This is a genomic window from Kitasatospora sp. NPDC059722 (genome assembly GCF_042733235.1).
Lineage (GTDB): Bacteria > Actinomycetota > Actinomycetes > Streptomycetales > Streptomycetaceae > Kitasatospora.
Genome location: NZ_JBHWGD010000011.1, coordinates 114,007 through 139,163, shown reverse-complemented (window position 1 = coordinate 139,163; position 25,157 = coordinate 114,007). Strand labels below are relative to the sequence as shown.

General features: G+C 72.5%; 23 protein-coding genes, 1 pseudogene and 1 riboswitch. Of the genes and pseudogenes, 13 read left to right on the top strand and 11 right to left on the bottom strand.

The genetic code is table 11. The annotated features are described in order from the left end of the window. Nucleotides 1–204, top strand: a pseudogene (locus ACFV4F_RS09920) (hypothetical protein); the annotation flags it as partial. Here the strand turns inward: ACFV4F_RS09920 and ACFV4F_RS09915 are convergent. From ACFV4F_RS09915 to ACFV4F_RS09900, 4 genes are all read right to left on the bottom strand, one after another. Further along, a complete protein-coding gene (locus ACFV4F_RS09915; protein ID WP_380501391.1) occupies nucleotides 146–718 on the bottom strand; it encodes an NUDIX domain-containing protein in 573 nt (190 codons plus the stop codon). The pseudogene ACFV4F_RS09920 and the gene ACFV4F_RS09915 sit on opposite strands and share 59 nt — an antisense overlap. A 111-nt stretch (nucleotides 719–829) precedes the next feature. Beyond that, nucleotides 830–1,318 (bottom strand): hypothetical protein, encoded by a 489-nt coding sequence (locus tag ACFV4F_RS09910; protein ID WP_380448131.1) that lies wholly within the window; start codon nucleotides 1,316–1,318, stop codon nucleotides 830–832. A gap of 178 nt (nucleotides 1,319–1,496) precedes the next feature. Next, nucleotides 1,497–2,054, bottom strand: coding sequence for a hypothetical protein (locus tag ACFV4F_RS09905; protein ID WP_380501389.1), 558 nt, complete (start codon nucleotides 2,052–2,054; stop codon nucleotides 1,497–1,499). An 88-nt stretch (nucleotides 2,055–2,142) separates the two neighbouring features. Continuing rightward, nucleotides 2,143–3,558, bottom strand: coding sequence for a serine/threonine-protein kinase (locus tag ACFV4F_RS09900; protein WP_380501387.1), 1,416 nt, complete (start codon nucleotides 3,556–3,558; stop codon nucleotides 2,143–2,145). A 166-nt stretch (nucleotides 3,559–3,724) separates the two neighbouring features. Here ACFV4F_RS09900 and ACFV4F_RS09895 point away from each other — a divergent pair, with 166 nt between their 5' ends. From ACFV4F_RS09895 to ACFV4F_RS09875, 5 genes are all read left to right on the top strand, one after another. After that, the gene (locus ACFV4F_RS09895; RefSeq protein ID WP_380448125.1) at nucleotides 3,725–4,456 is read left to right on the top strand and encodes a hypothetical protein; all 732 of its coding nucleotides are present in this window, start codon (nucleotides 3,725–3,727) and stop codon (nucleotides 4,454–4,456) included. 581 nt (nucleotides 4,457–5,037) lie between these two features. Then, a riboswitch (M-box (ykoK) riboswitch) is annotated at nucleotides 5,038–5,217 on the top strand. 311 nt (nucleotides 5,218–5,528) lie between these two features. Further along, nucleotides 5,529–6,896: a magnesium transporter MgtE N-terminal domain-containing protein gene (locus ACFV4F_RS09890; RefSeq protein WP_380495190.1), complete on the top strand. Its 1,368-nt coding sequence runs from the start codon at nucleotides 5,529–5,531 to the stop codon at nucleotides 6,894–6,896. Continuing rightward, nucleotides 6,893–8,218: an NRAMP family divalent metal transporter gene (locus ACFV4F_RS09885; RefSeq protein ID WP_380501385.1), complete on the top strand. Its 1,326-nt coding sequence runs from the start codon at nucleotides 6,893–6,895 to the stop codon at nucleotides 8,216–8,218. Before ACFV4F_RS09890 ends, ACFV4F_RS09885 begins: the two co-directional genes overlap by 4 nt. A 438-nt stretch (nucleotides 8,219–8,656) precedes the next feature. Then, the gene (locus ACFV4F_RS09880) at nucleotides 8,657–10,588 is read left to right on the top strand and encodes an ABC transporter ATP-binding protein (protein WP_380501383.1); all 1,932 of its coding nucleotides are present in this window, start codon (nucleotides 8,657–8,659) and stop codon (nucleotides 10,586–10,588) included. 340 nt (nucleotides 10,589–10,928) lie between these two features. Further along, nucleotides 10,929–11,606 carry a dienelactone hydrolase family protein gene (locus tag ACFV4F_RS09875; protein ID WP_380501381.1) on the top strand — a complete coding sequence of 226 codons (678 nt, stop codon included), beginning with the start codon at nucleotides 10,929–10,931 and terminating at the stop codon, nucleotides 11,604–11,606. Between the two features lies 1 nt (nucleotide 11,607). Here ACFV4F_RS09875 and ACFV4F_RS09870 read toward each other — a convergent pair whose 3' ends face one another. Beyond that, a complete protein-coding gene (locus ACFV4F_RS09870) occupies nucleotides 11,608–12,387 on the bottom strand; it encodes an alpha/beta fold hydrolase (RefSeq protein WP_380501379.1) in 780 nt (259 codons plus the stop codon). A gap of 72 nt (nucleotides 12,388–12,459) precedes the next feature. Between ACFV4F_RS09870 and ACFV4F_RS09865 the strand changes: the two genes are divergently transcribed. Continuing rightward, nucleotides 12,460–12,879, top strand: a complete 420-nt coding sequence (locus ACFV4F_RS09865; protein ID WP_380447503.1) for a MarR family winged helix-turn-helix transcriptional regulator — start codon at nucleotides 12,460–12,462, stop codon at nucleotides 12,877–12,879. Here ACFV4F_RS09865 and ACFV4F_RS09860 read toward each other — a convergent pair. After that, complete coding sequence (locus ACFV4F_RS09860; RefSeq protein ID WP_380501377.1) at nucleotides 12,876–14,075, bottom strand: FAD-dependent oxidoreductase; 1,200 nt, start codon at nucleotides 14,073–14,075, stop codon at nucleotides 12,876–12,878. The two genes, ACFV4F_RS09865 and ACFV4F_RS09860, sit on opposite strands and share 4 nt — an antisense overlap. A 162-nt stretch (nucleotides 14,076–14,237) precedes the next feature. Between ACFV4F_RS09860 and ACFV4F_RS09855 the strand changes: the two genes are divergently transcribed. Then, nucleotides 14,238–14,825, top strand: coding sequence for a TetR/AcrR family transcriptional regulator (locus ACFV4F_RS09855; protein WP_380447507.1), 588 nt, complete (start codon nucleotides 14,238–14,240; stop codon nucleotides 14,823–14,825). A gap of 18 nt (nucleotides 14,826–14,843) precedes the next feature. On the opposite strand, the gene ACFV4F_RS09850 is transcribed toward ACFV4F_RS09855, so the two are convergent. Both ACFV4F_RS09850 and ACFV4F_RS09845 read right to left on the bottom strand, forming a co-directional pair. Next, on the bottom strand, nucleotides 14,844–15,677 hold the full coding sequence (locus ACFV4F_RS09850) for an NAD(P)H-binding protein (protein WP_380501375.1): 834 nt from the start codon (nucleotides 15,675–15,677) through the stop codon (nucleotides 14,844–14,846). After that, on the bottom strand, nucleotides 15,674–16,102 hold the full coding sequence (locus ACFV4F_RS09845; RefSeq protein WP_380501373.1) for a nuclear transport factor 2 family protein: 429 nt from the start codon (nucleotides 16,100–16,102) through the stop codon (nucleotides 15,674–15,676). The genes ACFV4F_RS09850 and ACFV4F_RS09845 overlap by 4 nt, the downstream gene beginning before the upstream one ends. Before the next feature lie 111 nt (nucleotides 16,103–16,213). Between ACFV4F_RS09845 and ACFV4F_RS09840 the strand changes: the two genes are divergently transcribed. Together ACFV4F_RS09840 and ACFV4F_RS09835 are read left to right on the top strand one after the other, a co-directional pair. Further along, on the top strand, nucleotides 16,214–16,810 hold the full coding sequence (locus tag ACFV4F_RS09840; RefSeq protein ID WP_380501371.1) for a TetR/AcrR family transcriptional regulator: 597 nt from the start codon (nucleotides 16,214–16,216) through the stop codon (nucleotides 16,808–16,810). A 100-nt stretch (nucleotides 16,811–16,910) separates the two neighbouring features. After that, nucleotides 16,911–17,462, top strand: a complete 552-nt coding sequence (locus ACFV4F_RS09835) for an AAA family ATPase (RefSeq protein ID WP_380501369.1) — start codon at nucleotides 16,911–16,913, stop codon at nucleotides 17,460–17,462. 82 nt (nucleotides 17,463–17,544) lie between these two features. Here the strand turns inward: ACFV4F_RS09835 and ACFV4F_RS09830 are convergent, their stop codons facing one another. Beyond that, on the bottom strand, nucleotides 17,545–18,999 hold the full coding sequence (locus tag ACFV4F_RS09830) for a hypothetical protein (RefSeq protein ID WP_380501367.1): 1,455 nt from the start codon (nucleotides 18,997–18,999) through the stop codon (nucleotides 17,545–17,547). A gap of 383 nt (nucleotides 19,000–19,382) precedes the next feature. Here ACFV4F_RS09830 and ACFV4F_RS09825 point away from each other — a divergent pair, with 383 nt between their 5' ends. Further along, nucleotides 19,383–20,432, top strand: a complete 1,050-nt coding sequence (locus ACFV4F_RS09825; RefSeq protein WP_380501365.1) for a glycosyltransferase — start codon at nucleotides 19,383–19,385, stop codon at nucleotides 20,430–20,432. A 76-nt stretch (nucleotides 20,433–20,508) separates the two neighbouring features. On the opposite strand, the gene ACFV4F_RS09820 is transcribed toward ACFV4F_RS09825, so the two are convergent. Both ACFV4F_RS09820 and ACFV4F_RS09815 read right to left on the bottom strand, forming a co-directional pair. Then, complete coding sequence (locus tag ACFV4F_RS09820) at nucleotides 20,509–22,014, bottom strand: DUF2079 domain-containing protein (RefSeq protein ID WP_380501363.1); 1,506 nt, start codon at nucleotides 22,012–22,014, stop codon at nucleotides 20,509–20,511. A 209-nt stretch (nucleotides 22,015–22,223) separates the two neighbouring features. Further along, nucleotides 22,224–22,520, bottom strand: coding sequence for a hypothetical protein (locus ACFV4F_RS09815; RefSeq protein ID WP_380447522.1), 297 nt, complete (start codon nucleotides 22,518–22,520; stop codon nucleotides 22,224–22,226). 183 nt (nucleotides 22,521–22,703) lie between these two features. On the opposite strand from ACFV4F_RS09815, the gene ACFV4F_RS09810 reads away from it, so the two are divergent. Together ACFV4F_RS09810 and ACFV4F_RS09805 are read left to right on the top strand one after the other, a co-directional pair. Then, nucleotides 22,704–24,536 (top strand): glycoside hydrolase family 15 protein, encoded by a 1,833-nt coding sequence (locus tag ACFV4F_RS09810; protein WP_380447523.1) that lies wholly within the window; start codon nucleotides 22,704–22,706, stop codon nucleotides 24,534–24,536. Nucleotides 24,537–24,798: 262 nt separating this feature from the next. Beyond that, entirely contained in the window at nucleotides 24,799–25,008 is a 210-nt protein-coding gene (locus ACFV4F_RS09805; protein ID WP_380447524.1) for a DUF6243 family protein, read from the top strand. Nucleotides 25,009–25,157 lie beyond the last annotated feature (149 nt).

Below are 25,157 nucleotides of genomic sequence, written 5' to 3'. Positions count from 1 at the left end.
GGTCAGGACCGTTCCGGTGACCGGCCGCTGTGGCGGGGGGCGGTGAAGTCGAACAACGGCCACACCCAGGCCGCCGCCCGCGTCGCCCGGGTCATCAAAATTGTGGTGGGCCAGCGGCACGGCCGCCCGCCCCCCCCCCGGCACGTCACGCGCCGCGATGGCGCTGGAACAACGCCAGGGCGGCGATGGACGCCGCGTCCTTGAAGGAGCCCTCGGCGATGAGTCGCCACACCTCAGCCTCGGAGAACCAGCGGCTGACCAGCCCCGCCTCCGTCTCCTCCAGATTCGGATCCCCGGCGGTGAGGTCCGTGGCCAGGAGGACGTGGAAACCCTGGTCGCAGTACCCGTACGCCTCGTACAGGTGCCCCAGCGGCGTCATGGTGCCGGCCCTCAGCCCCGTCTCCTCGGCGAGTTCACCGCGGGCGAGGGCGAGCGGGTCCGCGTGCGGCTCGTCCTCCCAAGAGCCTTGCGGGAACTCCCAGTAGCGGCCCTTCACCGTGTACCGGTACTGCTCGACGAGGTGGAAACCGCCGTCGGCGTACGGGACGACGAGCGCGAAGTCCGGCTTCTCCACGACCCCGTAGAGGCCCTCGGCACCGTCGTGGCGCAGGGTCCTGTCCTCGCGGACGGTCATCCAGCGGTTCCGGTAGACGACGGTGCTGCTGGTGGCCACCAACTCGTGCTCGGGCAGCGCCTGGTGCGGGGTCTCCATGTCCATGGGCCGACGCTAGCCGATCACCGCACGCCGGTCAGGCGTCAAGCAGCACCTCAGGGCCACCAACAGCCACGCCGACCGGCCGGGCCGCACCGGGCCCAGCCGGTCAGCCGGTCAGCCGGTCGGCTCGTCAAAGGCGACCTGGATGGTGAACGGCTCCGAGCTGTTCACGCTCGGGTCGTCGGGGCTCGTGACCGACACCCGCCCACCGGTCAGCGGCTCCGAGGCGTCATTCGGGATCCGCACCGGCACGAGCGCGGTCGCCGTCCGCTCCGACTCCAGGCCTGCCTCGAACGTGCAGGTCACCGTCCAGATCTTGTCGCTCTTGTGCCGCTTGCACGTCCTCGGGAAGAAGGGCTCCTCCGGGACTGCCCCGGGCGGCATCGTGATTTTGACGACGAGCGCCGGCGCGGCCTTCGCCGTCTCGTTGGCGACGATCCCGTGCACCGTCGTCATGCCCCCCGGTGCCGCCGCGTCGGGGTCCTCCTGGATCACCACAATGGACCCCGGGGCGAGCCTCGGCCGTTCCACCGGGCCCGCCGCACCGAGCATCCCGGCCACCGCACCGCACACCACCGCCGCAACTGCCAACCTACGCAGCATCAACCGCACCTCTCGCGCTCCATGGATCCCCCGGTCACCGGTCACGCTAGGGGCCACCGTCCGCCCCCGAGTCCACGACGCGAGCCGAACGGCACCCGTCACCCTCACGGCTGAACCGGAGGGCAACGACAGGGGCCCCGGACGCCGTCCTCGCACCCGGGGCCCCACCGCACCGCCGTCAGTCCTGGGTCACGCCGATCGCCCGGGCCAGGGCTTCCAGGCCGTAGCGGCTGACGTGCTCCGAGTTGGCCAGGTCGATCGTCCGGACGCCCTCGGTGGCGAGGCGCTCGTTGATCTCCTCCAGGTGCTCCTGGACGACCTGCTTCTCGGCGTCGGTCGTACGGCCCTTGTGCGGGCGGCCGGCGTTCTCCAGGCTCGCGTAGTTGACCTTCTCCTTGACGGCGAGCGACGCCGCGCTCTGGCTCGGGACGGACCGGGCGACCGGCTTGGCGCCGCGCAGCACCTCGGCCATCGGCGCCGCCGAGGCCAGCCGGTCGAACGCCCCGGCCTCCATGACGACCGTCCGGGGCTCGTCCGAGCCCGGGAGGTGGAGCTCGATCGTCACCAGGTCGAGCGCCAGCTCCTCCACCGCCGCGAGCTCACCGGCGAGCGCCTCGATCTCGACTGGCCCGTCCGCCAGGTCCGGGTGCCGGTGGACCACGATGCGCACCAGGTCGTCGTCGTTCTCCACGTGCTCGCCGGTCAGGTCCGAGAATCGGATGATCTTCTGGCCCATGTCTGCCTCTCTTGCCTTGTCGTCCGCGAAGAGCCTACGCCCGGATGATCTTCGTCCGGTCCAGCCTCGGTCCGGCCCCGGCCCGGCGTCAGGAGCGACGGCTGCCGGGGGCCTTCCACCAGAGGAGCCAGCCGGCGGTGGCGACGATCAGCGCGTTCAACAGGAGCATGTCCGGGGCCCGGCTGTAGCCGAGCATGCCCCGGAACCCCTGAGATTCGATGTACGTGTTCCCGTAGAACAGCGCCACGTCGAGGACGAGGAAGAGGGCCCACACCAGCCCGGGATGGAAGCGAGGCCGGGGCAGCGCGTGCACGAGCGAGAACACGGCCGTGGCCACGATCAAGGGCAGGTAGTAGGAGGGCGAGAACTGCCCCACGAAGTTCCACGGCGCCGCCAGGCCGAGGGCCCAGAGCACCGCCATGGTGCCGCCGAACTGCACCAGCCGGGCCACGACCGGATTGCCCCGGGGAGCAGCGAGGACCCCGTCGGCACCTGGCGAATGGGGCGCGGTCTGCTGGTGCGGCGCGAAGCCGCCGTCGGGCGTCGGCGTTTGGTGCGGGAACGTGCCGAGCACCGACCGCAGCGGCTCCCCGGACGGCGGCGGGTAGCCCAGGGCCGGCCCGAAGCCCGGCGACTGCGGCGGCGCGTCGACCCGGGTCGGCGGCGGGACGACCGGGGCCGGCTCACCCCGGATCACCGACTCCAGCGCCGCGATGGCCTGTTCGGCCGTCAGCCGCTGCGCCGGATCCTTGGTGAGCAGCCCGGCAAGCACCGGCGCGAGGGCACCGGCCCGCTGGGTCGGACGCGGCGGCTGGGTGACGACGGCGATGCACAGCGCGCTGAACGTGTCGGCGTGGAACGGCGCTTGGCCCTCCACGGCCGCGTACAGCGTCGCGCCGAGCGACCACAGGTCGTTGGCGGGCGTCGGCGGTTTGCCCTCCAGCTGCTCGGGGGCCATGTAGGCGGGAGTGCCGATGACGGCGCCGGTCCGGGTGAGCGCGGTCGTCGCGTCGGCCATGTGCGCGATGCCGAAGTCGGTGAGGATGACGCGCTCGTCCATCAGCAGGACGTTGTCCGGCTTGAGATCGCGGTGGACGATCCCCGCCGCGTGCGCCTGCTGGAGCGCCTTGAGCATCGCGACGCCGATCTCGGCCACCCGCCGCGTCGGCAGCGCGCCGTCCCGGCCGAGCAGCGCGGCGAGCGAGGCGCCGGTCACGTACTCCATGACGATCACGGGCGCGCCCTCGTGCTCGACCACGTCGTGCACGGTGATGATGCCCGGGTGGTTGAGCCGCGCGGCGGCGAGCGCTTCGCGCAGCGTGCGCTGGAGGAGCTGCTCGCGGTGCTCGTCGTCGACGCCTGCCGGCAGGAGCACCTCCTTCACGGCGACGTCCCGCCCGAGGGTCTCGTCGCGCCCCCGCCACACGCGGCCCATGCCGCCCTGCCCGATGAGGTCGTGGAGCCGGTACCGACCCCCGACGACTGCCCCGTTCGATGCTGTCACGGGCCCATACCTTAGTGGCGTGCCGCTGTCCCCGGACACGCCGCGGTACAGACCCGTCGGTCCGGGCCTATCCGTCCGGGCCCGCCGGCACGGCCCGGTCCGCGGGAAGCCGCTTGGTCATAAATTGGGTATCGCGCACCAGTTCGGGACTGCTAGCGTCCTCGACGTGGCAAAGCTGAACCAGATCATCGCCGTCGAAAAAGGCGTCAAGTCCAAGTCCTTCCAGGAGCTGACCCAGGCCCACCAGGACCTGCAGAAGCCCGCGCTGCTGGCCGGGATCTCCCGCACCTACCAGCCCAAGGACGAGGAGGGCGAGCAGCTGCCGCCGGAGTCGACCCGGGTGCAGCTCAAGGCCGAGGACATCCTGCGGTCCACCTCGACGACCCTCACCCGGCTGTTCGACGTGACGGCCACCAAGGACTGGGCCAACCTCGGCGCCCGCGCCGACGTGGTGGTGGACGGCCAGGTGCTGCTCGCCCAGGTGCCCGTCCCGTACCTGCTCTTCCTGGAGAAGCAGCTCACCGACCTGTTCACCTTCGTGCGCAAGCTCCCGGTGCTGGACGCCTCCGAGTCGTGGAACCTCGACCCGTCCACCGACTCGTGGAAGACCGAACCGGTGCGCACCATCCGGACCAAGAAGGTGCCGCGCAACCACGTCAAGGCCGAGGCCACCGAGAAGCACCCGGCCCAGGTCGAGGTCTACTACGAGGACGTCCCGGTCGGGTACTGGACGACCGTCAAGTTCTCCGGCGCCCTGCCCGCCCGGCGCGTGAACGAGCTCGCCGAACGGGTGGAGAAGCTCCAGCAGGCGGTCAAGTTCGCCCGCGAGGAGGCCAACGCCGTGGAGGTCACCGACCAGCGCGTGGGCGACGCCGTCTTCGGCTACCTGTTCAGGTAGCCTCCTGATCACCCGTCCGGGGAGCCGGGCGGGTGCACCGAACGGCGCCGAGAACTCTCCGGGAGACCGGATGGGGGCGCTCGCGCGGTGCGAAAAAGCTGACACTGATGTTGAAGCTGACCCAGGGGTCACAGTGGAGGTTCAAATCCTCCCCCCGGCACCACCGGCCGGGGTAGCCCAAGCCAGGCAGAGGCGGGCCCCGTCAAACTCAGACTCTCGCTCCAGTCTCAGCATTCGCCGCCGAACACCGGATCGACCGGGTGCGGACGAACATCGACGAATGCAGGTTCAAGTCCTGCCTGTGCCGCTCCGTGGCACGGTAGTTCAACGGCAGAACGCGTCGGTTTCAATCTGATCCGCGGCCCTTAAACGTGCCGGTGTGAGCAATTGGGCGGCACACAGGGGCCCGGGAGCAGGCTACGCTCCCGGGTCCTCTCGCCTTCCCGGCCCCCGCGTACGCCTCCGCTCGCGCGCGCCCCGACGCGCGCCCGGCGGCTCCCCCGCTGGTCGGGGCGGGGTCAAGCTCAGGTCAAGGGTTATGCCGGAGGGATGGCAAGGCCCTATCCTGTCAAGGATTCGAAAAGACACCTCGTTCGGTGAGGCGTCTTCACGGACACAGGCCACTGATCCCACCCGTCGAGAGACGCTCCGGATCAGGACAGGTCTCCCCGGCCCAAGGGGTGACCCCAAGTGGCTTCCCCGCCCGAACCGGCCGGGGACACGCCGTGGAGTGCCAAAGCTCTGACGAGTTGGGGTGCATCGGGCGGTGACGTCCGTCCGCCCTGCCATGCCGCCGCGGCGCCGGATCGCGGCCGAGATCGGGAGGGGGCGTGATGGACGGAAGTCCTGGCCATAGTCGGCCCTTCACCGTTTCGTTCCCGCCGTCCTTCTTCCGCTGCTCCAGGCGGCTCCTCCTTCCCTGACCTGCCGGGTCCGCTCCGCTTCCCCCCTCGCGTCCACGTAACGCGGGAGGCCCCTGCGCGCGCCCGGTGAGCCCTGCGGTCAAGGTTGGCAGCGCCATGCCACCGGGCGGCCCGATGTCCCGTCCTGCCGGGGCAAGGGGGGTTTCTCCATGGCCACCACCACGCTGTTCTCGTCCGCCACGGCGCGCCTTCGCGACCGCACGGTCGAAGCCGAGCGCCGCACCACCGTCACCAAGGCCGTCCGCTCGTCGCTCGTCTCGCTCGCCGGGCTGGTCGGCGGCCCGGTCACCAACCAGGCCGGCGAGGAGGTGGGCCGCGTCGTCGACGTCGTCGCCCGCCTCTACGGGCCGGAGCCCTACCCGCCCGTCACCGGCCTGATCATCCGCATAGGCCGGCGCCGCGCGTTCATCGCGGCGACCGCCGTCGAGCGGATCCACACCTGCGGGGTGCGGCTGCGCACCTCCCGCGTCGACCTGCGCGAGTTCAACCGCAGGCCCGGAGAGGTGCTGCTCGCCCGCGACGTGATGGACCACCAGCTCGTCGACGTCGACGGCGTCCAGGTCACCCGCGCCGCCGACCTCTACCTCGCCCCGCTGGCCGCCCGCACCGTCCTGGTCGGCGTCGACGTCTCGCTGCCCACCCTCCTGCGCCGCCTCGGCCCGCGCCGCTGGCAGATCCGCCCCACCCCGGACGGCGTCCTGGACTGGCAGTCCGTCGCCCCCTTCGGCGAGCAGGCCACCCACGGCCCCGCCGAGGTGCGGCTGCGCGCCTCCCGCTCCGCGCTGCACCGGCTGCGCCCGGCCGACCTCGCCGACATCCTGGAGGACCTCGGCCGCCACGAGCGCCAGCAGCTGCTCGGCTGGCTGGAGCCGGAGCACGCGGCGGACGCCCTGGAGGAGATGGAGCCCGCCGAGCTGGAGAACCTCCTGCGCGAGGCGCCGCCCGAGCACGCCGCCCGGCTGGTCGACGAGATGGAGCCGGACGAGGCCGCCGACGCCCTGCGCGACCTCAACCCGGGCGAGCGCGAGAACCTGCTGGCCCGGATGCCCGAGCCCGAGGCCGCCGAGCTGCGCTCCCTGCTCACCCACCGCGAGGGCACGGCCGGCGGCGCGATGACCACCCTGCTCGTCACCGCCGAGTCCGCCCAGACCGTCGGCGAGGTGCGGGCCGAACTCGCCGCGCAGGCCGAACACCGCACCGACATCGACGCGGTGACCGTCCTCGACGACGACGGCGTCCTGGTCGGCGACATCCCGCTGTTCGACCTCGCCGTCGCCGAGGACACCACCGTGATCGCCGACCTGGTCGCCTGGCGGGCCCAGTTCGGCCCGCCGGTGACCGTCCGCCCCGACACCCGCCTCGCCGAGGCCGCCCACCACCTGGTCGCGGCCCGCGCCACCTCCCTGCTCGTGGTCGACGACACCGACCGCCCCCTCGGCCGGGTCCTGGCCGACGACATCCTCGACTCGCTGCTCCCCGAGCGCGGGCGCCTGCACTTCCGGAGGCTCCTCAAGTGACCCGCGACCTCGACACCCGCCCCGGCGCCGACGCGTCCGCGGCCGCGCCGGCCGAGCCGCGGTCGTCCGCGCCCTCACCCGGACGCCGAAGAGGCTTCCGCCGGATCGCCGCCGTCGCGATGGTGGCCGGTCCCGGGCTGGTCGCGGCCAACGCCGGCAACGACGCCGCCGGCATCGCCACCTACGCCAGCGCCGGCTCCCAGTTCACCTACGGGACGCTGTTCTTCATGGTGCTCGTCACCATCGCCCTGGTGATGGTGCAGGAGATGGCCGTCCGGCTCGGCGCGCACACCGGCAAGGGCCTGGGCGCGCTCATCCGCGAGCAGTTCAGCCTGCGGCTCACCGCGCTCGCCGTGTTCTGCCTGCTGCTGGCCAACACCGGGCTGGTCGTCAGCGAGTTCGCCGGGATCGGCGCGGCCTTCGAACTGCTCGGGGTGCCCAAGTGGGCGGTCATCCCGCCGGCCGCCGTCCTGCTCTGGTCGCTGGTGCTGTTCGGCTCGTACAAGTGGGCCGAGCGCATCTTCCTGGTGATGTCGCTGGCGTTCTTCGCCTACCCCGTCGCCATGGTCATGGGCCACCCGGACTGGGGGCAGGTCGGCGAGCACCTGGTCGTCCCGCACCTGGAGCCCAGCAAGGACTTCATCCTGCTGGCCGTCGCGCTGATCGGCACGACCGTCAGCCCGTACATGCAGTTCTACGCGGCGGCCGGCGTCGTCGACCGCGGTGCCAAGCCGGCCGACTACAAGCTGATCCGGGCGGACGCCGTGCTCGGCGCGGTGTTCGCGTGCGTGATCAGCCTGACGATCATCATCGCGACCGCCTCGGCGATCGGCGGCACCGGCCCGCTGGAGTCCGCCTCCGAGGCCGCCGAGGCGCTCAAGCCGGTCGCCGGGCACGGCGCCGAGCTGCTGTTCGCCTTCGGGCTGATGGGCGCCTCCGCCCTGGCCGGCGCCGTGGTGCCGCTCTCCGCCAGCTACGCGATCGGCGAGGCCGCGGGCGTCGAGCGCTCCGTGTCGCGCAGCTTCCGCGACGCGCCGCTGTTCCTCGGGCTGTTCACCGCCCAGATCGCGCTCGGCGCCATCGTGGCGCTGACCCCGGTGGACCTCATCCAGCTGCTGATCGGCACCCAGGTGCTCCAGGGCCTGATCAGCCCGATCGTGCTGGTCTACCTCCTGGTGCTCACCAACCGCCGGTCCGTCCTCGGCGACGCGGCCAACAGCCCCCGCTACCGCGTCGTGGCCACCGTCGCGGTCGTCGGCGTCGCACTCATGTCGACGATCCTGCTGGGCCAGACCGTCCTCGGCTGGTTCGGCATCGGCTGACCGACCGGGAAGCGCCACCGGGCCTGTCGTCCACGGACGGCAGGCCCGGTGGCGTTCGGGGCCCCCGCGCGCGCCGCACGACCAGCCGAACGAGTGAATCCGGCATCGGGTCCGCGGCGCCGTCCGACCTCCCCCGCCGACGTCTCCGCGCCTTGCGCGCCCGGCTTCCCGCCGCTCCACGGGCCTCCCGCCGGGTGCTCGAAAACACCCCGTTCGACCCGGGCTCGCCCGGGAGCAAATCGCTTGAACGACGGGCTCGAACAGCACCATCATCGGACCTCCGCCGCCCGCCGTGCAGCCTCAACTCCGTTGTCCCTTTGCCCATTTGGGCTCTACTTGGGCTGCCCGGCGACGGCTCCGCACGTCCGTTCACGCGCCTGGAGGAGCTGTGGTGAATCCCCCTACCCCGGTGTTCAACGACCCCCGCGAGGTGGGAGCATGAGCGCCCCGACCCAGCGGTCCGCCGACGGCGTCAACGCCCCCGACGACGCCGACGAGGAACTCACGTGGCTGGCCGACCGCCGCCGCATCGAGACCATCGAGGCGATCAGCGTCGGTGCGATGGCCCGCCGCCTGCCCACGCTCGTCGTCCGCGCCTTCCGCCTCGGCTGGCGCATCGACCGGTTCTCCGTCGCCCTGCTCCTCGCCTGCCAGGTCCTCTCCGCCGTGCTCGGCGCGACCGGCCTGCTCGCCACGACCGGCACCATCGCCGCCCTGTTCGGCCCCGGCCGGGTGGGTGACAAGCTCGCGCACGCCGCGCCGTCGATCCTGGTGATCGCGGCCGCGGCCGGCGCCCGCTCGCTGCTCGGCATCACGATCCGCACCATCACCATCCACCTCTCCCCGCGCATCTCCCGCGAGGCCGAGGCGGCCGTCCTGCGCGCCACCGTCGCCGCCGAGCTCACCGCCTACGACACCGCCGGCTACAACGACGAACTGGACGCCGCCGACCGCGGCGCCGACGTGTGCGTCGACATCGTCGGCGAGGCGCAGAACCTGATCGCCTCCGTCGCCTCGCTCATCGGCGCCGCCGGCGTCCTCACCGTCCTCCACCCCCTCCTGCTCCCGCTCCTGGTGCTCGCCGCCCTGCCGCAGGGCTTCGCGTCGGTGCGCGCCGCCCGGGTCCAGTTCCTCGCGAACCGGGCCACCATCGGCGACCGCCGGATCATGGCCAACCTGCGCTGGTACATCCACGTCAAACGCAACGCCGACCAGATCCGCTCCGACACCATGGGCGACTTCCTGCTCGAGAAGTACGAGCACGTCGGCCGCCGCCTCGACGTCACCTCCCGCCGGGCCGCACTGCAGAGCGCCCGCGTCTCGGTGCTCGGCGCCGCCGCCACCGGGCTCGGCACCGCCCTCGTGTGGGCGGCGATGCTCTGGCTCGTCAGCACCGGCCGCATGGGCCTCCCCCAGGGCGGCGCGGCGGTGTTCGCGCTCGGCGCGGTCGGCACCAGCCTGCACGGCATCGTCGGCTACGGCGCCGACCTGTTCCGCACCGGCATGTACCTCGACGACTGGTCCACCTTCCTCGACACCGCCGGCGGCCACCGCCCCCGGCGCGGCGACCGGGTGCCGGAGCCCCCGCGCCGCATCGCCGTCGAGGACCTCCGCTACGCCTACCCCTCCTCCGAACGCACGGCGCTCGACGGCGTGAACCTGCACGTCGAACGCGGCGAGATCCTGGCCCTCGTCGGCGAGAACGGCTCCGGCAAGACCACCCTCGCCAAACTCCTGTCCGGCCTCTACCTGCCCACCGCCGGATCCGTGCGGTGGGACGGCCACGACACTCGCGACCTCGACCCGCACGCCCTGTGGCACCAGGTCGCCGTCGTCCCCCAGGACTACGCCCGGTGGCCGCTCACCTGCCGCGACAACATCACCCTCGGCCAGCCCGCCGCCGACGGCGACGCCGCCGTGCTGCGCGCCGCCGAGGCCTCCGGCGCGGCCGAGGTCGTCGCCAAGCTCCGCCGGGGCCTGTCCACGCTCCTGGCCGTCGAGTGGATGGGCGGCGAGGAACTCTCCGGCGGCCAGTGGCAGCGCCTCGCGATCGCCCGCGCCTTCCACCGCGAGGCCGGCCTCCTGGTCCTCGACGAACCCACCGCCGCCCTCGACCCGCGCGCCGAGCACCGCATCTTCCGCAACCTGCGCGCCGTCGCGCAGGAGCGGGCGGTCGTCCTCGTCACGCACCGGCTCACGAACGTGGCCGTCGCCGACCGCATCGTCGTCCTGGAGGACGGCAAGGTCCTCCAGGAGGGCACCTTCACCCAGCTGGTGGCCGAGAAGGGCGGCCGCTTCCGCGAATTGTGGGACCTCCAGAACGAACGCAGCGGCCTGCCCGCCCAACGCCCGGGATCCAGGATTAGCTAGCTTCCGGCTGCCGTCGGACTCCTGCGGTCTTCCCCGCCCGGACAGTACGGGTGTTCCGTACCGTCCGGGCACCGCGGTACGGTCGGTGGTCACCGACCGGGAAGCATCCGACGACCGTCCCCGATCAGTGGATCGGCAGCGCCCGGCGCACTAGGGTTGTCGGCGATGACTACTGGGACGGCCTTGCGCCACACACGGATTGCTGCCCCGGCGCTCCGCTGAGCGCCGGACGGGCCGGTACGGGCCCACAGTTCGATCGAAGGCCCGGCTCTTGCGCGCGGGCCCCTCCTCCGTCGTGTTCGACCTCGGGTTCGAAGCACCGACCACGACAGGAGACTCCATGCCCACCCGTACCGCGACACCGCTGATCCCCACCCCCGACGGCCGGGCCGACGCCTTCGCCGCCTTCCCCGAGCAGGACGGGCCGCACCCCGGGGTGCTCATGTACCCGGACGCCTTCGGCATCCGCCCGGTGATCCAGGAGATGGCCCGCGAGCTGGCCGGGCACGGCTACTACGTGCTCGTGCCCAACTTCTTCTACCGGCAGGGCCCGTCGCCCGTCGTCGAGCTCCCCGAGTACATCGACGACGACGCCCGGGACGGAATCGTCGGGCAGTTGATGCCCCTGGTCCGGGCGCACACGACGGAACTGACGCTCCGTGACGCCGGCGCCTTCGTCCGCTTCCTCACCACCCGGCCCGAGGTCGCCGCCGGGCAGGTCGCCGCCGTCGCCGGATTCCACGGCCCGGTGGTCGCCGAGGGGCCGGACGGCCTGCACCGCCTCCTGTCGGCCATCACCGCCGAGGTCCACCTCGGCCACGCCGCGAGCGACCTGACCCCCGAGGCCCTCGCCGAGCTCAACCGGGCCCTGGACGCGGCCGGCCTCACGTACACCTCCGAGATCTACCCCGGCACCGTCCACGGCTTCACGATGTCCGACACCTCGGCCTTCGATCCGGACGGCCTGAAGCGCCACTGGGAGCAGCTGCTCCCCCTCCTGGACCGCGCGTTGACGTAGGTCACTCCCCACCGTTCAGGTGGGCGTCGATCAGGGCGAAGGTCGCCTCCGGCTGTTCGATCTGCGGGAGGTGGCCCGCCCCGGCGATGAGCTCGAAGCGCCCGTCGCCGAAGGCGTCCGCGTATGCCGCGCCGTAGGCCGGGGTGACGACGCGGTCGCTCTCGCCCCACAGCACGAGTGCGGGCACCTCGACGCGCGGGAGGCGGTGGAGCAGCTTGGGGTCGTGCATGTAGGGGTCGGCGGCGAGGACGCGCATGGTGGCGATGTTGGCCTGGTGGGCGGCGACCTGGTCGGCGGAGAGGCCGGCCGGGTCGACGAAGAAGCGGTCGGGGTCGTGCCAGGAGTGTTCGGCGGCGGCGCGGGCGTCGAGGGCGAAGAAGTCGGTGATCGGCTCGCCCTCGATCCGCACGCCGACGGCGTTGATCAGGACGACGCCGGTGACGATCCCGGTGGTGTCGAGCGCGGCCATCTCGGCCGCCGTCCAGCCGCCCAGTGAGGAGCCGACGACCAGGACGTCCTCCAGCCCCCGCTCGTGCAGCATGCGGAGGTAGAAGAGGGCGAGGTCGTCGACGCCGGCCAGCCAGTCGGGGCGGGGTGTGCCGTTCCAGCCGGGGTGCGTCGGCGCGATGGCGTGCGCGCTGCGGGAGAGGTGCTCGGCGAGGCCCGCCACCGTGTGCGGGCCCCCGCCGCCGTGCAGCAGCAGGACCGGCCTGCCGCTGCCGGCCTCGGAGAGGGTGAGGGGAAGGTCGCCGTACATGACGGTGGTGTGGAAGAGGGTCATGGCCCCAGGGTAACTAAATATCTTTATATAAGCTAGCTTGGCTATCGGGCGGACCCGGCCTAGACTCGCCTCATGCATGGTGAGCTGCAGGTTCTCGGACGAGCGGTCAAGCAGGCGCAGTACCGGCAGCACCGGGCGCTCGACACCGCCCTGGCCGCCGTCGGCACGACGCTGGCCCAGTGGGACGCCCTGCGGGCGATCGGCCGCTCGCCCGGGGCGTCCGCCCGCGCGCTCGCCGCGGCGACCTTCCAGAGCGAGCAGGCCTTCGGCACGCTCGCCGGCCGCCTGACGGCCCAGGGCCTGGTGGAGCGCCGGCCGGGGCACGGGCGGCGCATCGAGCACCACCTCACCCCGGCCGGCGAGCAGGTCCTCGCCGCCGGGCACCGGGTCGCCGACGACGTGCTCGCCGAGTGCTTCGCCCCCCTGCCGCCCGGGGACCGCGCCACCCTGCTCGACCTGCTCCAGCGCCTCGGCGGGGAAGCGGACGGTTAATCAGCCTGGCGGTCGCGGTACGCCGCCGCGGCGCGCTGGTACTCCTGGTGCTCGGCGGCGTGGTCCGGGATGTAGGAGCCCGAGGCGAAGAACCGCTCCAGCGCCTCGTTGGCGCCGACGGCGAGCGGGCCGGAGCGGGCGAACATGGCCGTCTCGTACCGGATGACGGCGGCGTCGAGCGTGGGCTCCTCGGCTATCGCGCGGGCCAGTTCGGCCGCGTCGAGCATGGCGAGGTTCGCGCCGTGGCCGCCGAAGGGCGACATGAGGTGGGCCGCGTCGCCGACGAGCGTCACGCCGGGGACGTGCTCCCAGACGAGCGGGGCGGGCAGGGCGTGGAGCGGCCGGTTGACGCAGCCGCCGTCGCCGTCCGTCACGAGGAGCAGCAACTCCTCGGCCCAGTCGCTGAATTCCGCCCGCAGGAAGCCCCGGACAGCCTCGGCATCGGCCGGGTCGACACCGGCGGCGACGTGCCAGTCGAGGGCGGCGCGGATGCCGACGTAGCCGCGGACGCGGTCGCCGCCGTTGCGCTGGACGATGATCGCCTGACCGTTGCCGTTGTTCGCGAACACGTGCCCGTCGCCGACGAGTTCGGCGACCCGGGGGTGGCGGCGCTCGACGTCGTCGAAGCGGACTTCGAGGAACGTCACCCCGCTGTACCGGGGCACCGCGTCGCTGACGAGCGGCCGCACCCGGGACCACGCGCCGTCGGCCCCGATCACCAGGTCCGCCTCGGCCGAGGCGCCGTCCGCGAACTCCAGCCGGTGCCGCCCCTCCCCCAGCGGCACCGCCGTGACGAGCTTGTGACCCCAGCGCACGGTCCCGGGCTCGACGTGGGCGGCGAGCATCGCGCGCAGCTCGCCGCGGTCGATCTCGGGCGCCGCGACGTCCCCCTCGTCGGGGACGAACGAGGCGAGCACGGCGCCGCGGTGGTCGAGCCGGAGCTTGGCCTGCCCCTCGGGCCTGGCGAGTTCGGCGAACGCCTCCATCAGCCCGGCGTCCTCCAGCGCGATCTGCCCGGAGTCGGCGTGCAGGTCGAGGGTGCCGCCGGGGTCGCGGGCGTCGACGGACGCGTCGGCGTCGTACACCGTGACCTCGATGCCGCGCAGTTGCAGCACCCGGGCGCAGGTCAGTCCGGCGGGCCCCGCGCCGATGACGGCGATGCGGGGCCTGCTCGTCGGGGCCTTCGTGGTCTCCATGGGGATCTCCTTCGCTCATGGCGGACGGCCACCCGTTCAGCCACTTACTGAACGGGCGCTCGGTAAGTGACGGTAGCCGAGCGGGCGCTCGGTAAGCAAGAGCCGAGCGGGCGCTCGGTAAGTGGATAGGATGGGACCGCTGCGACGAAGGAGAGGAAGACCATGGCCCCCACCAGCGGAACCGAGCGGCGCTCCGGCGCCGAGACGCGCGCCGAGATCCTGCGCGTCGCGCTACGGCTGTTCACCGAGAAGGGCTACGAGGCCACCACCACCCGGGACCTCACCGAGGCCCTCGGGCTCACGCGGTCGTCGCTGTACTACCACTTCCGCAGCAAGGAGGACATCGTCGCGAGCCTGATGTCCGAGCGCCGCCGCGACCTGGACGAACTCGTCGAGTGGATCACCGCCCAGCCGCGCACGCCCGACCTCCCGCGACGGGCCGCGCTGCGCTGGCTGGACGGCACCACCCCGCAGCACCTCCAGGCGATGCTCCTCGCGCACGCCAACCAGCCCCTGATGCGGCGCCTGGCTCAGAAGGGCGAGGACGTCCGCGCGGCGTTCGACCGCGTCATCGACCTCCTCGCCCCCGAGGACGCCGGCCCCCAGGACCGACTCCTGCTGGTGATGGCCTTCGACACCGCCGGCGCGGCCCTGCTCGCCGCCAAGCCCACCGCCACGGACCCGAGCGACGTCCTCGCCGCCGCCCGCCGGGCCACGCGCGCGCTCACGGAGCCCGCCGCAGGCGCCTGAGGCGCGGGATCACCGCCCTCACGTCAACTCCCGTTCGGCGACGGTCCGGAAGCCGGTCGGCGGGCGGCCGGTCAGGCGCCGCACGGTGTCGGTCGTGCGGTCCTCCGCTCCCCCGGCGATCGCGCCGTCCATGCCGGCGAGCAGCTCGGCGAACTCGCGAGGCATCCCGGCGGCCAGGTGGTCCCGGAACTCGTCGTGCGTCAGGTGGTGATGGACCACCGGACGTCCGGTGACCTCGGCGACGATCGCGGCGACATCGTCGTAGCTCAGCGCCTCCGGGCCGGTCAGGACGAGGTCGCCGTCGGGCGCGCGGTCGTCGGTGAGGACGTGAACCGCCACGGCGGCGATGTCGTCCGCGTCGACGAATCCGACCCGCCCGTCCCCGGCCGCCGTACGGATGACGCCGTCCTCGCGGATGCTGTGGGCGTGGAGGTGCTCGCCCGTGAAGTTCTGCATGAACCACGAGGGCCGCAGCACCGCCCACTCCTCGAACAGGCCGGGCAGCGCCCGGTGCACCTCCCCCACCGCCGGACCGCCTTCCGGAACGGCCGACGAGCCGAGCAGCACGGCCCGCCGCACACCCGCAGCGCGGGCCCGGCGGAGGAACGGCAGCATGACGGACGCCGGGTCGGGCTCGCCGACGGGCGGCACGAGGTAGACGCGGTCCGCCCCGGTGAGGGTGTCCTCGAACGTGGCGGGCTCGTACCAGTCGAAGCGCACCGGCTCCGCGCCGGGCAGCGGAGTCGCGCGGCGGGACGCGGCCCTGACGCGGTGTCCGGCGGCGAGCAGCCGCGCGACCGTCCGGCTGCCGGTGGTGCCGGTCGCGCCGGTGACGAGGGTGGTGGCGGTCATCGGGCGACGCTCCCGGTGAAGTCCAGGCCCGGCTGTCGCAGGGCGAGCGGGTTCCAGTAGTCGCGGTAGACGGCCAACCGTCCGTCCCGGACGGTCACGACGGCGATGTACGTCATCTCGAAGGGGCCGCCGCCCTGCACGACGCGGCCCACGGCCCGCATCTCCACGACGATGGTCTCCGGGTCGGCGGTCTCGTGGATCCGCAGGTCGGGGAAGCCGTGCAGGTCGATGTGGTCCGGGTAGCCGCGCATGTAGTCCGCGACGGCCTCCTTCCCCTCCAGTCGTCGCGGCCAGCCCGGTGGCGCGAAGGGGAACTCCATCACGCCGTCCTCGGCCCACAGGCCGACCCAGGCGTCGATGTCCTTGTCCAGCAGCAGGCGCAGGCCGTGGCGGTACAGCTCCGCCGGCCGGGTGTTCGCGGGCATGGGTCTCGTCCCTCCGTCGCGTACGATACGGACCAGCGGTCCGCTTCACCGAAAGATACGGACCGTCGGTCCGCTTCGCAACCGACCCCTGCCACCCACCGGAGGACGACCGTGCCCGAGCGCAAGCCCCGCAAGGACGCGACCCGCAACCGGGCCGCCGCCCTCGCCGCCGCCGACACCCTCTTCGCCGACTGCCGGAGCCCCGAGGACGTCACCATGGCCGACATCGCCGACGCGGCCGGCGTCGGCAAGGGCACGCTCTTCCGCGCCTTCGGCGACCGCACCGGCCTCATCCGGGCCCTCTACGGCGCGCGCCTCGAACCCCTCGCGGCCGCCGTCGAATCCGGCCCGCCGCCACTGGGCCCCGCCACCCCGCCCGCCGAGCGCGTCCCCGCCCTCCTCGACGCACTGCTGTGCTTCAAGCTCGACAACCGGCACCTCGCGCTGGCCCTGGAGGGCACCGGCGCCGACAGCCCGTACCGGACGGACCACTACGAGCAGTGGCACACCCTCCTCCGCGACCTGCTGCACCGGCTCCCGGGCCTGGCCGACCCCGGCTTCACCGCCCACGCCCTGCTCGCCGCCACCCGCGCGGACCTCGTCGAACACCTGGCGGGCGAGCGGCAGACCCCCCGGAAAGACCTGCGGGCACAGCTGGCGGCCTTCACCGCCCGTGTCCTCGGCACACCCGGCGCGACGACTCCCTGATCGGGCTGAACACGCGTGTGCAGTAAGTCCGTTGCCCGATCGGCACCGGGCGGTGGAGACTGACCTCGTTCATGATCGACCGCGGAAACGAGGACCGCCCGTGCGAACCCCCTCCCCCGGCGCCCGCATCGATGACCGGGACGTCCTGCCACACCTCGACGGCACGGAACGCGGCCTGGTCGTGATGATGTGCGGCCTCCCGGGCTCCGGCAAGACCACGTACGCGCGAGTCCTCGAACGCCGCGGGTTCACCCGCCTGTCGATCGACGAGGTGGTGTGGACCCGCACCGGAGGCCGCGACGCCGCCGACCTCGACCCGGCGGGGTACGACCGGCTCAAGTCCGCCGCCGAGAAGGGACTTTGGGACGAGCTGATCCGTCTCATGGAGGCGAGGCGCCCCGTCGTCATCGACTACAGCTTCTGGAACCGCGCCACGCGCGAGCGCTACAAGGCCGCGATCGAGAGCCACGGCTGCCGGTGGGAGCTCGTCCGTCTCCGGGCCGACCTCGAAACCCTCCGCCGCCGCCTCTCGCACCGCAACCGGCGCAGCGACGCCAACAGCGTCACCGTCCCCGACGAGCTCCTCGAACGCTACTACGCCGCCTTCGAAGAACCCGTCGGCGAAGGCGAGTTCGTCATCGTCCAGACGTAGGCGCGCGACGGAACGGCGACGCCCGCCCCCGGCGCGGTGGCCGGGGGCGGGCGTGTCGGGGTGATCGGCGGAGCCGGGGAAATCAGGAGGTACGGCGGACGTACGGCTCCCAGGCCACCTTGATCGAGCGCCGCTCGGCAGATCCGGAGCGGAGCCGTGCCTCGGCGCCGAACGGCGGGGCACCGGAGCGCAGCCTGGCGGGCTGGGCGCTGATCAGCGTCCAGCCCGGGTTGCCGGTCACGCAGTCGACGGGGGTGCTACCGGTCGCGAATCTGCAGAAGGTCCGGTACACCGTGCCGTCGGTGGTGATGGCCTCCACCTGGAGGGTGTTGCCGTGGTCCGCGATGGCCACACCGCAGGCGGGGCCGTGGCCCGTGGGGAGTGCCGGCGGGGTCGACCAGGTCGTCACGTCGGCGTTCGGGCCGTTGAGCGGCTGGCTGCCGACCTGGACGGTGCCGTTCTTGACCACCCCGGTGTAGATGATCATTCCTGACCCCGTCGTCGCCGAGTCGATGGACTCGCACGGGCCGGCGGGACCCGTGTTGCCGGTCGCACCGGCCGGGCCCGTCGGGCCCGTGTTGCCGTTGGTGCCGTTGGTACCAGCAGGACCCGTCGGACCCGTCACGCCGTTGGTGCCATTGGTACCAGCAGGACCCGTCGGACCCGTCACGCCGTTGGTGCCATTGGTGCCGTTGGTACCAGCAGGACCCGTCGGACCCGTCACGCCGTTGGTGCCATTGGTGCCGTTGGTACCAGCAGGACCCGTCGGACCCGTGACGCCCGTGCTCGGACCGGCAGGACCGGTCGGACCGGTACTGCCGTTGGTGCCATTGGTACCAGCAGGACCCGTCGGACCCGTGACGCCGGTACTCGGACCGGCAGGACCGGTCGGACCGGTACTGCCATTGGTGCCGTTGGTGCCATTGGTGCCGTTGGTGCCGTTGGCGCCCGCAGGGCCCGTCGGGCCCGTGACCCCGGTGCCCTCACCGGGAGGACCGGTCGGGCCGGTCGGGCCCGTGACGCCCTCGCCGGCAGGGCCGGTCGGGCCCGTGGGACCCGTCGGGCCGACGCACTCGATCACATGGCCGTGGTCGCCGTGGTGACCGTCGTGGGCGTGCTCGCCGTGGTCGCCGTGCTCTCCGTGGTCCCCGTGGTCTTCGCCGCCGTCACGGAACGACCGGCCCGGGGCGCCCGACTGGAGCATCGACCCGGCGAGCTGGTGCACCATGTCGTGGACACCGTCGGCCGACGGCAGACCGCCGTCCGGCCCCTGCTCACTGCCACCCGGCCCCTGCTCGCCGCCGTCAGGGGACTGCTCGCCGCCCCACGAGTCGTGCTCGTCCGGCGGACAGCCCTCCTCGCCGTGGTTCCCGTACATCTGGTGGCTCGGGTGCGGGAAGTGGAAGTGCATCCCGCCGGCGAAGGCCGTGCCGCTGGTCGACACGACGGCCGCGATGAGAAGCGCCGCACCTGCGGCGCGCTGTTTGCGGCGGTTCGGCACCGCGGCCTTCCGGATCTGCGTTTGGTGTGAGGACACCCAGTACTCCTCGTCCATCGGAGATCGGCAGGATGAAGTGACCCCGCCTGGTGACCGCCATTGACCTCGGGGAACGGCACTTCCTGGCGGCGACGGACCGGAGTGTCACCGGCCCGGCCCACAGCGACCACACGAATGGCCCGGCCCCGTTGGCCTGACACCGTGTTGGACCGCGGAACCGGAGCGGGCCCGAAATAGCATCGCCAGCGCGATGCGCGGGCCGGGCCGGCACGATCGGCCGCACCCGGTCCGCGCTCGGCTCCGCAGCCCGCCGCCCCCCATCCCGAGAGGCCGTTGTGGCACGACCTGACAGCTCCCCGCCCAGTGCACCCGTCCCCGGTCCGTCCCGCTCCGGCGACCGGAAGCCCACCATCTGCCTGTGCATGATCGTCAAGGACGAGGCGGCGGTCATCGAACGCTGCCTCGCGTCGGTGCGCGGCCTCGTCGACACCTGGGTGATCTCCGACACCGGATCCACCGACGGGACCCAGGAGCTGATCCGCCGTGCGCTGGCCGGGATCCCCGGCGAGCTGCACGAGGAGGCCTGGACGGACTTCGGCCACAACCGGACGCTCAACATCCGCCACGCCCGCGGCAAGGCCGACTACCTGCTGCTGATCGACGCCGACATGGTCGTGCGGCAGGACGGCCCGCTGCCCGAGCTCACGGCCGACTCCTACATGGTGCGCCACCCCGCCGATCTGGAGTACCGGATCAAGCGGCTGGTGAGCGGCACCGTCGAGTGGCGCTACGAGGGCTCGACCCACGAGTACCTGACGACGGACCAGCACGACCGCACCGCCGACCTCGACGCGCTGGTCATCGAGCACTTCGCCGACGGCGGCTCGCGCGCCGACAAGTTCGAACGGGACGCCCGCCTGCTCCGGCAGGACCTGGAGCGCGATCCCGGCAACGCCCGCGCGGTCTTCTACCTCGCCCAGACGATGCGCGACCTCGGGCGCACCGCCGAGGCGATCGAGCTGTACCGGCGGCGCGCGCGGATGGGCGGCTGGGCGGAGGAGGTCTACTACGCGCTGCTCCAGGTCGGCGTGCTGACCGCGGACGCCGGCGACTGGCCCTCGGCCATGGACGCCCTGCTGCAGGCGTGGGAGAGCCGGCCGCAACGGCTGGAGGCCTGCTACCAGCTCTCGTCCCGGCTGCGCCTGATGGGGCGGTACCAGGCCGCGCACGCGTTCGCCCGGGCCGGCCTGGACCGCGGCGAACCGAACGACTGGCTGTTCACGGAGCCCTGGGTCTACCGCTGGGGGCTGCTCTTCGAGTACTCGATCACGGCGTACTGGGTCGGGGACGCGCGCGCGTCCCTGGACGCCTGCGACCGCCTGCTCGCCACCGCCGACCTGCCCCGGCCCTACCGTGAACAGACCCTGGCCAACCGGAAGTTCGCCGAACAGGCCGCACCGGCCACCGTCTGAACCCACACCGGCCACCGCACCGGCCCCGAGGCTCCCCGACCGTCCGGAGTCCTCGGGGCCGGCGGTCGCCCGCCGCTCAGCCGGTCCGGGTCAGCAGCACGTAGCCGTCCTCGTGGGCGACGTCGCGGTACCCGTGCGCGCGGTGCCAGTTCAGGCGGTTCTGCTCGATCTCGACCGTCAGCGGCCAGCGTTTGTTCCACGGCATCCAGGTGTCCACAAGGATCCACTGGGAGTCGGGCCGGCTGGGTTCCCAGCCGAAGAGGCCGACGGTGGTGCGGTTGGTGAGCTGCGGCACGAGGAGCGTGGAGGCCTGGACGGTGGCGCCGTCCGGGATCCGGTCCATCAGCCGCCGGGCGACGGCGAGCCGCGGGTCGGTCCGCCAGGTGACCGGCTGGACCAACTGCCAGAACGGGAACTGCGGCAGCAGCAACAGACAGACCGCCGCCGCTCCCAGGAGGTGGCGCCGCACGCTGCCCTCCCGTGCGCGCCGGGCGGCCAGGGCCTCGACGAAGGCGGCGAAGACGATCGGCATCAGCACCAGCGAGTAGTGGTAGCCGGTGCCCCAGTGGAAGGCGTTGGCCGAGAAGAACCGCCACACCACCGTCGGGAGCGCGACCCACACGAGCGAGGAGCGCAGCGCCAGGAACAGCGTGATGGCCAGCAGGAGCACCAGCGTCGTCGCCTTGGCCTCGGGGGTGATCAGGCCGATCGTCGCCTTGTACAGCAGGCCCGCCACGACGGTGTCCGTGTCGGGTCCGCCGCCCGGGCCGCCGTGCGGCCCCTCGCCCGAGCCGTCGACGTACGACCAGTAGGCGAAGTCCCCGCTCGGATTGAAGGCCGGCAGGACCACCAGGACGGCGAACAGCGACCCGGCCACTCCGGCCGCGGCCGTGACGAACCCCAGCCTCCGGCTCCCCCGCCGGGCGATCAGCAGGCCGATCACCGCCACCGTGAGTCCGAGGTCCTCCTTCACCAGCAGCAGCGGCAGCGCCCAACACGCCGCCGCACGCGGCCTGTTGTCGCCGAGCGCGGCCAGCGAGAAGGCCAGCAGGGGGACGGCGAAGGCCACCTCGTGGAAGTCGAACCCGATCGCGCTGGCGACCCCCCAGGACAGGCCGTAGCAGACGCCGATCACCGCGGCGGGCCCCGATCCGAGCGCGCGTCGGGCCCAGAAGGCCAGTGGCACCATGCCGACGGCGACGAGTGCGGCCTGCACCACGAGCAGTGTCTCCGGGGTGCGCCAGACCCAGTAGAACGGGGCCACCAGCGCCAGGACCGGGGAGAAGTGGTCGCCCAGGATGGGGAAGCCGGGCGCCTTCAGCTCGGAGACGGGCAGGTGCCCGTCCGCGTAGGAGCGGACCACCTGCTCGAAGATGCCCAGGTCGTAGCTGTTGGACAGCATCCGCTCGTGGATCCGCACGGACAGCGTCGTGTAGACGGCGAAGAGCGCCCCCGCCAGGCCCCAGATCCACCACGCACTGCCCACGACGGGCGGCAGCAGGTACGGCTGCGTGACCCGTCTCCCGGGGCCGGACTGCTGCGGTGGACGCGCGATGGTGCTGTCGGTGGGGGGTGCCTGCATGGTCACACCTTCCGGGAGCCGCTGTGGAGGCCGTCGTCGAGGCCGATACAGCACGGCGTCGCACCGGGATCGACGCCCAACAAGATGTCAGGAACGCCTCGGCTCACCGGGGGAAGGAATAACGCGGGCGGCACAGGTTCAACCGATTGGCCGCAACAGCCGGCGCCACGGCAGGCTGTCAGGCGCTTCACCCACGCCGGCGCCTTCGGCTACTTCAGCTCGAACAGCAATGAGCGGACCTCGGTGGTTCCGCTGTTGTGCGTGGAGTGGTTCACCGCCGGGGACCACATCGTCCCGCCGGCCGTGAGCGAAGCCGCGGTGGTGCCGCCGGACTCGTCGGTGAAGACGACCTCCCCGTCCGCGAGGTTGTAGACGAGGTTGGCACGGTGGTGGTGCATGCCGGTCGTGACGCCGGGCCCGAGCCGGGCCTCCAGCAACCGGACCCGGTCGTTCTCGAAGAGGACCTTGTACACCTCGGGTGCCACCTGCACGGCGTCGGCTGTCACGGGAACCTCCTGGGCGCGGGACGGGAGCGTCGTTGACCTGCTCTTGACCGTAACGTCCGGTACACGGCCGCGCACGGCGGGTGCGCCAGGGGCAGACTCGACCGGGGATCCACGAAGCGGCGATCTACGATGAGAGGCGAGGTTCCATCTCCGGGTCCGCGTCGCAGCGGCGGGGAGGCCGACATGGCGTTCGACACCAATGGCTTCGAGCAGGCGGGCAGCCACCGCTACATACCGATCTCCGAACACGGCCTGATCGGCGATCTCCGCACGGCCGCCCTGGTCGGCACGAACGGCACCATCGACTGGTACTGCTGCCCGCGCTTCGACGCGCCCAGCGTGTTCGGGGCCATCCTCGACGCCGACCGCGGCGGGTCGTTCCAGCTGGCCGCCGACGTGCCCACGCGCACCCGGCAGTTCTACTTCCCGGACACGAACGTGCTGATCACGCGCTTCTTCGCCACCGACGGCGTCGCGGAGATCCAGGACTTCATGCCCGTCGTCGACGAGTCGCCCGAGACGGCCCGGCACCGGCTGATCCGGCGGGTGATCTGTGTCCGGGGAGTCCTGCCCTTCACCGCGCGCATCGCCCCGCGCTTCGGCTACGGCGCCGAGAAGCACACCGTGCACCTCGACGGCCACGAGGCGGTGTTCCGCTCGCCGTCGCTGACGCTCGCGCTGACCGCCACCGCGCCGCTGGAGAGCGACGGCCTCGACGTGTGGTCGCACTTCAAGCTCCTCGAAGGCGAGTCCGTCGTGTTCGCCCTCGACCGGATCGGCGACGAGGTCCCGACCCGGTCGTGCGCGTGCGCCGAGGCGCAGGAGCAGTTCGAGGCGACCGTCCGGTTCTGGCGCCGCTGGCTGGCCGGGTCGCGCTACCACGGGCGGTGGCGGGAGATGGTGCACCGCTCCGCCCTGGTACTGAAGCTGCTCACCTACGCGCCGACCGGCGCGATCGTCGCCGCGCCGACCACCAGCCTGCCCGAGCGGATCGGCGGCGAACGCAACTGGGACTACCGGTACGTGTGGGTCCGCGACGCCGCCTTCTGCGTCTACGCCATGCTGCGCCTCGGGTTCACCACGGAGGCCGAGGCGTTCATGGGCTTCCTCTGCGACCGCATGTCCGGCACTGCCGGCGCGGGCGGCCCGCTACAGATCATGTACGGCGTCGACGGGCGCGGCGAACTGCCCGAGTACGAGCTGGCGCACCTGGAGGGCCACCTCGGCTCGGCGCCCGTCCGGGTCGGCAACGCCGCGACCGGCCAGCTCCAGCTCGACATCTACGGCGCCATGATCGACTCCGTCTACCTGTCCGACAAGTGGGGGCAGCCGATCAGCAGCGCCGGGTGGGAGGACGTCGGCGCGGTGGCGGACTGGCTCTGCGAGCACTGGGACCAGCCCGACGAGGGCATCTGGGAGACCCGCGCGGGCCGCCGGGACTTCGTGTACTCGCGGCTGATGTGCTGGGTGGCGCTGGAGCGGGCGATCCGGATGGCGAACCGCCGCGGCCTGCCGGCCGACCTGCCCCGCTGGCGGCAGTCCCGGGACGCGATCTACCGGCAGATCATGCGGCGCGGCTGGTCGGCCGAACGGGGGGCGTTCGTCCAGTCCCTCGACGGCGGCGAGCTCGACGCCTCGCTGCTGATGATGCCGATGGCCAAGTTCGTCTCGCCCACCGACCCCAAGTGGCTCTCCACCCTGGACGCGCTCACGGCGGACCTGGTCTCCGACTCCCTGGTGTACCGCTACAACCCGGACACCAGCCCGGACGGCCTGAGCGGCTCCGAGGGCACGTTCTCGATCTGCTCCTTCTGGTACGTGGAGGCGCTGGCCCGCGCCGGCCGGCTGGAGGAGGCCAGGCTCGCCTTCGAGAAGATGCTCACCTACGCCAACCACCTCGGCCTGTTCGCCGAGGAGATCGGCCCGACCGGCGAGCAACTGGGCAACTTCCCGCAGGCGTTCACCCACCTGTCGCTGATCAGCGCCGCCTTCAACCTCGACCGGGCCCTGGGCTGACGCGACGCCGAGGGTGTGGGATCCCAGGGAAGGAACCGGCCGGCCCCGGGCGCTCGCCGAAGGCCCGGCCGACGCAGGGGCGGCGAAAAGGTTGGTGTGCAGGGCCGACGGAACCGGGTAATGTCTTTCTCATGTTCTTCCAGACGCCGATTTACGAGTGAGCGCGTGACGGGCCCCTGCTGACGTCCTTCGACGTCACCGCCCGTCCCCCACCGATGAATCCGTAGACCACTTCACTTCACCACCGGGAGAACCCACAACCGTGAGCAAGAACATCAACAACCCCGTGGGCATGGGCGGCGGCCAGCGCAAGAGGCAGTCCCGCGCCGAACGGCAGAACAACGGTCCGCACCGCAACCTCGACCGCCAGAGTGCAGCCGACCAGAAGGCAGAGCTGGTGCGCAAGATGCGCGAGAAGGCAGAAAAGGCCGAGGGCGCCGGGCAGGCGGACGGCGACACCGTACAGGGCTGACGCACCGCCGCCGCAGCGCGGCACCGCACGGGCAGGGGGGGGGGGGGGGGCGCGGGCGGGCGGGGGGGCGCGGGGCGGGGGGGGGGGGGGGGGGGGCGGGGGGCGGGGGCGCGGCGCCGCCGCCGCGCGAGGCGGCGGCGGGCGCGCGC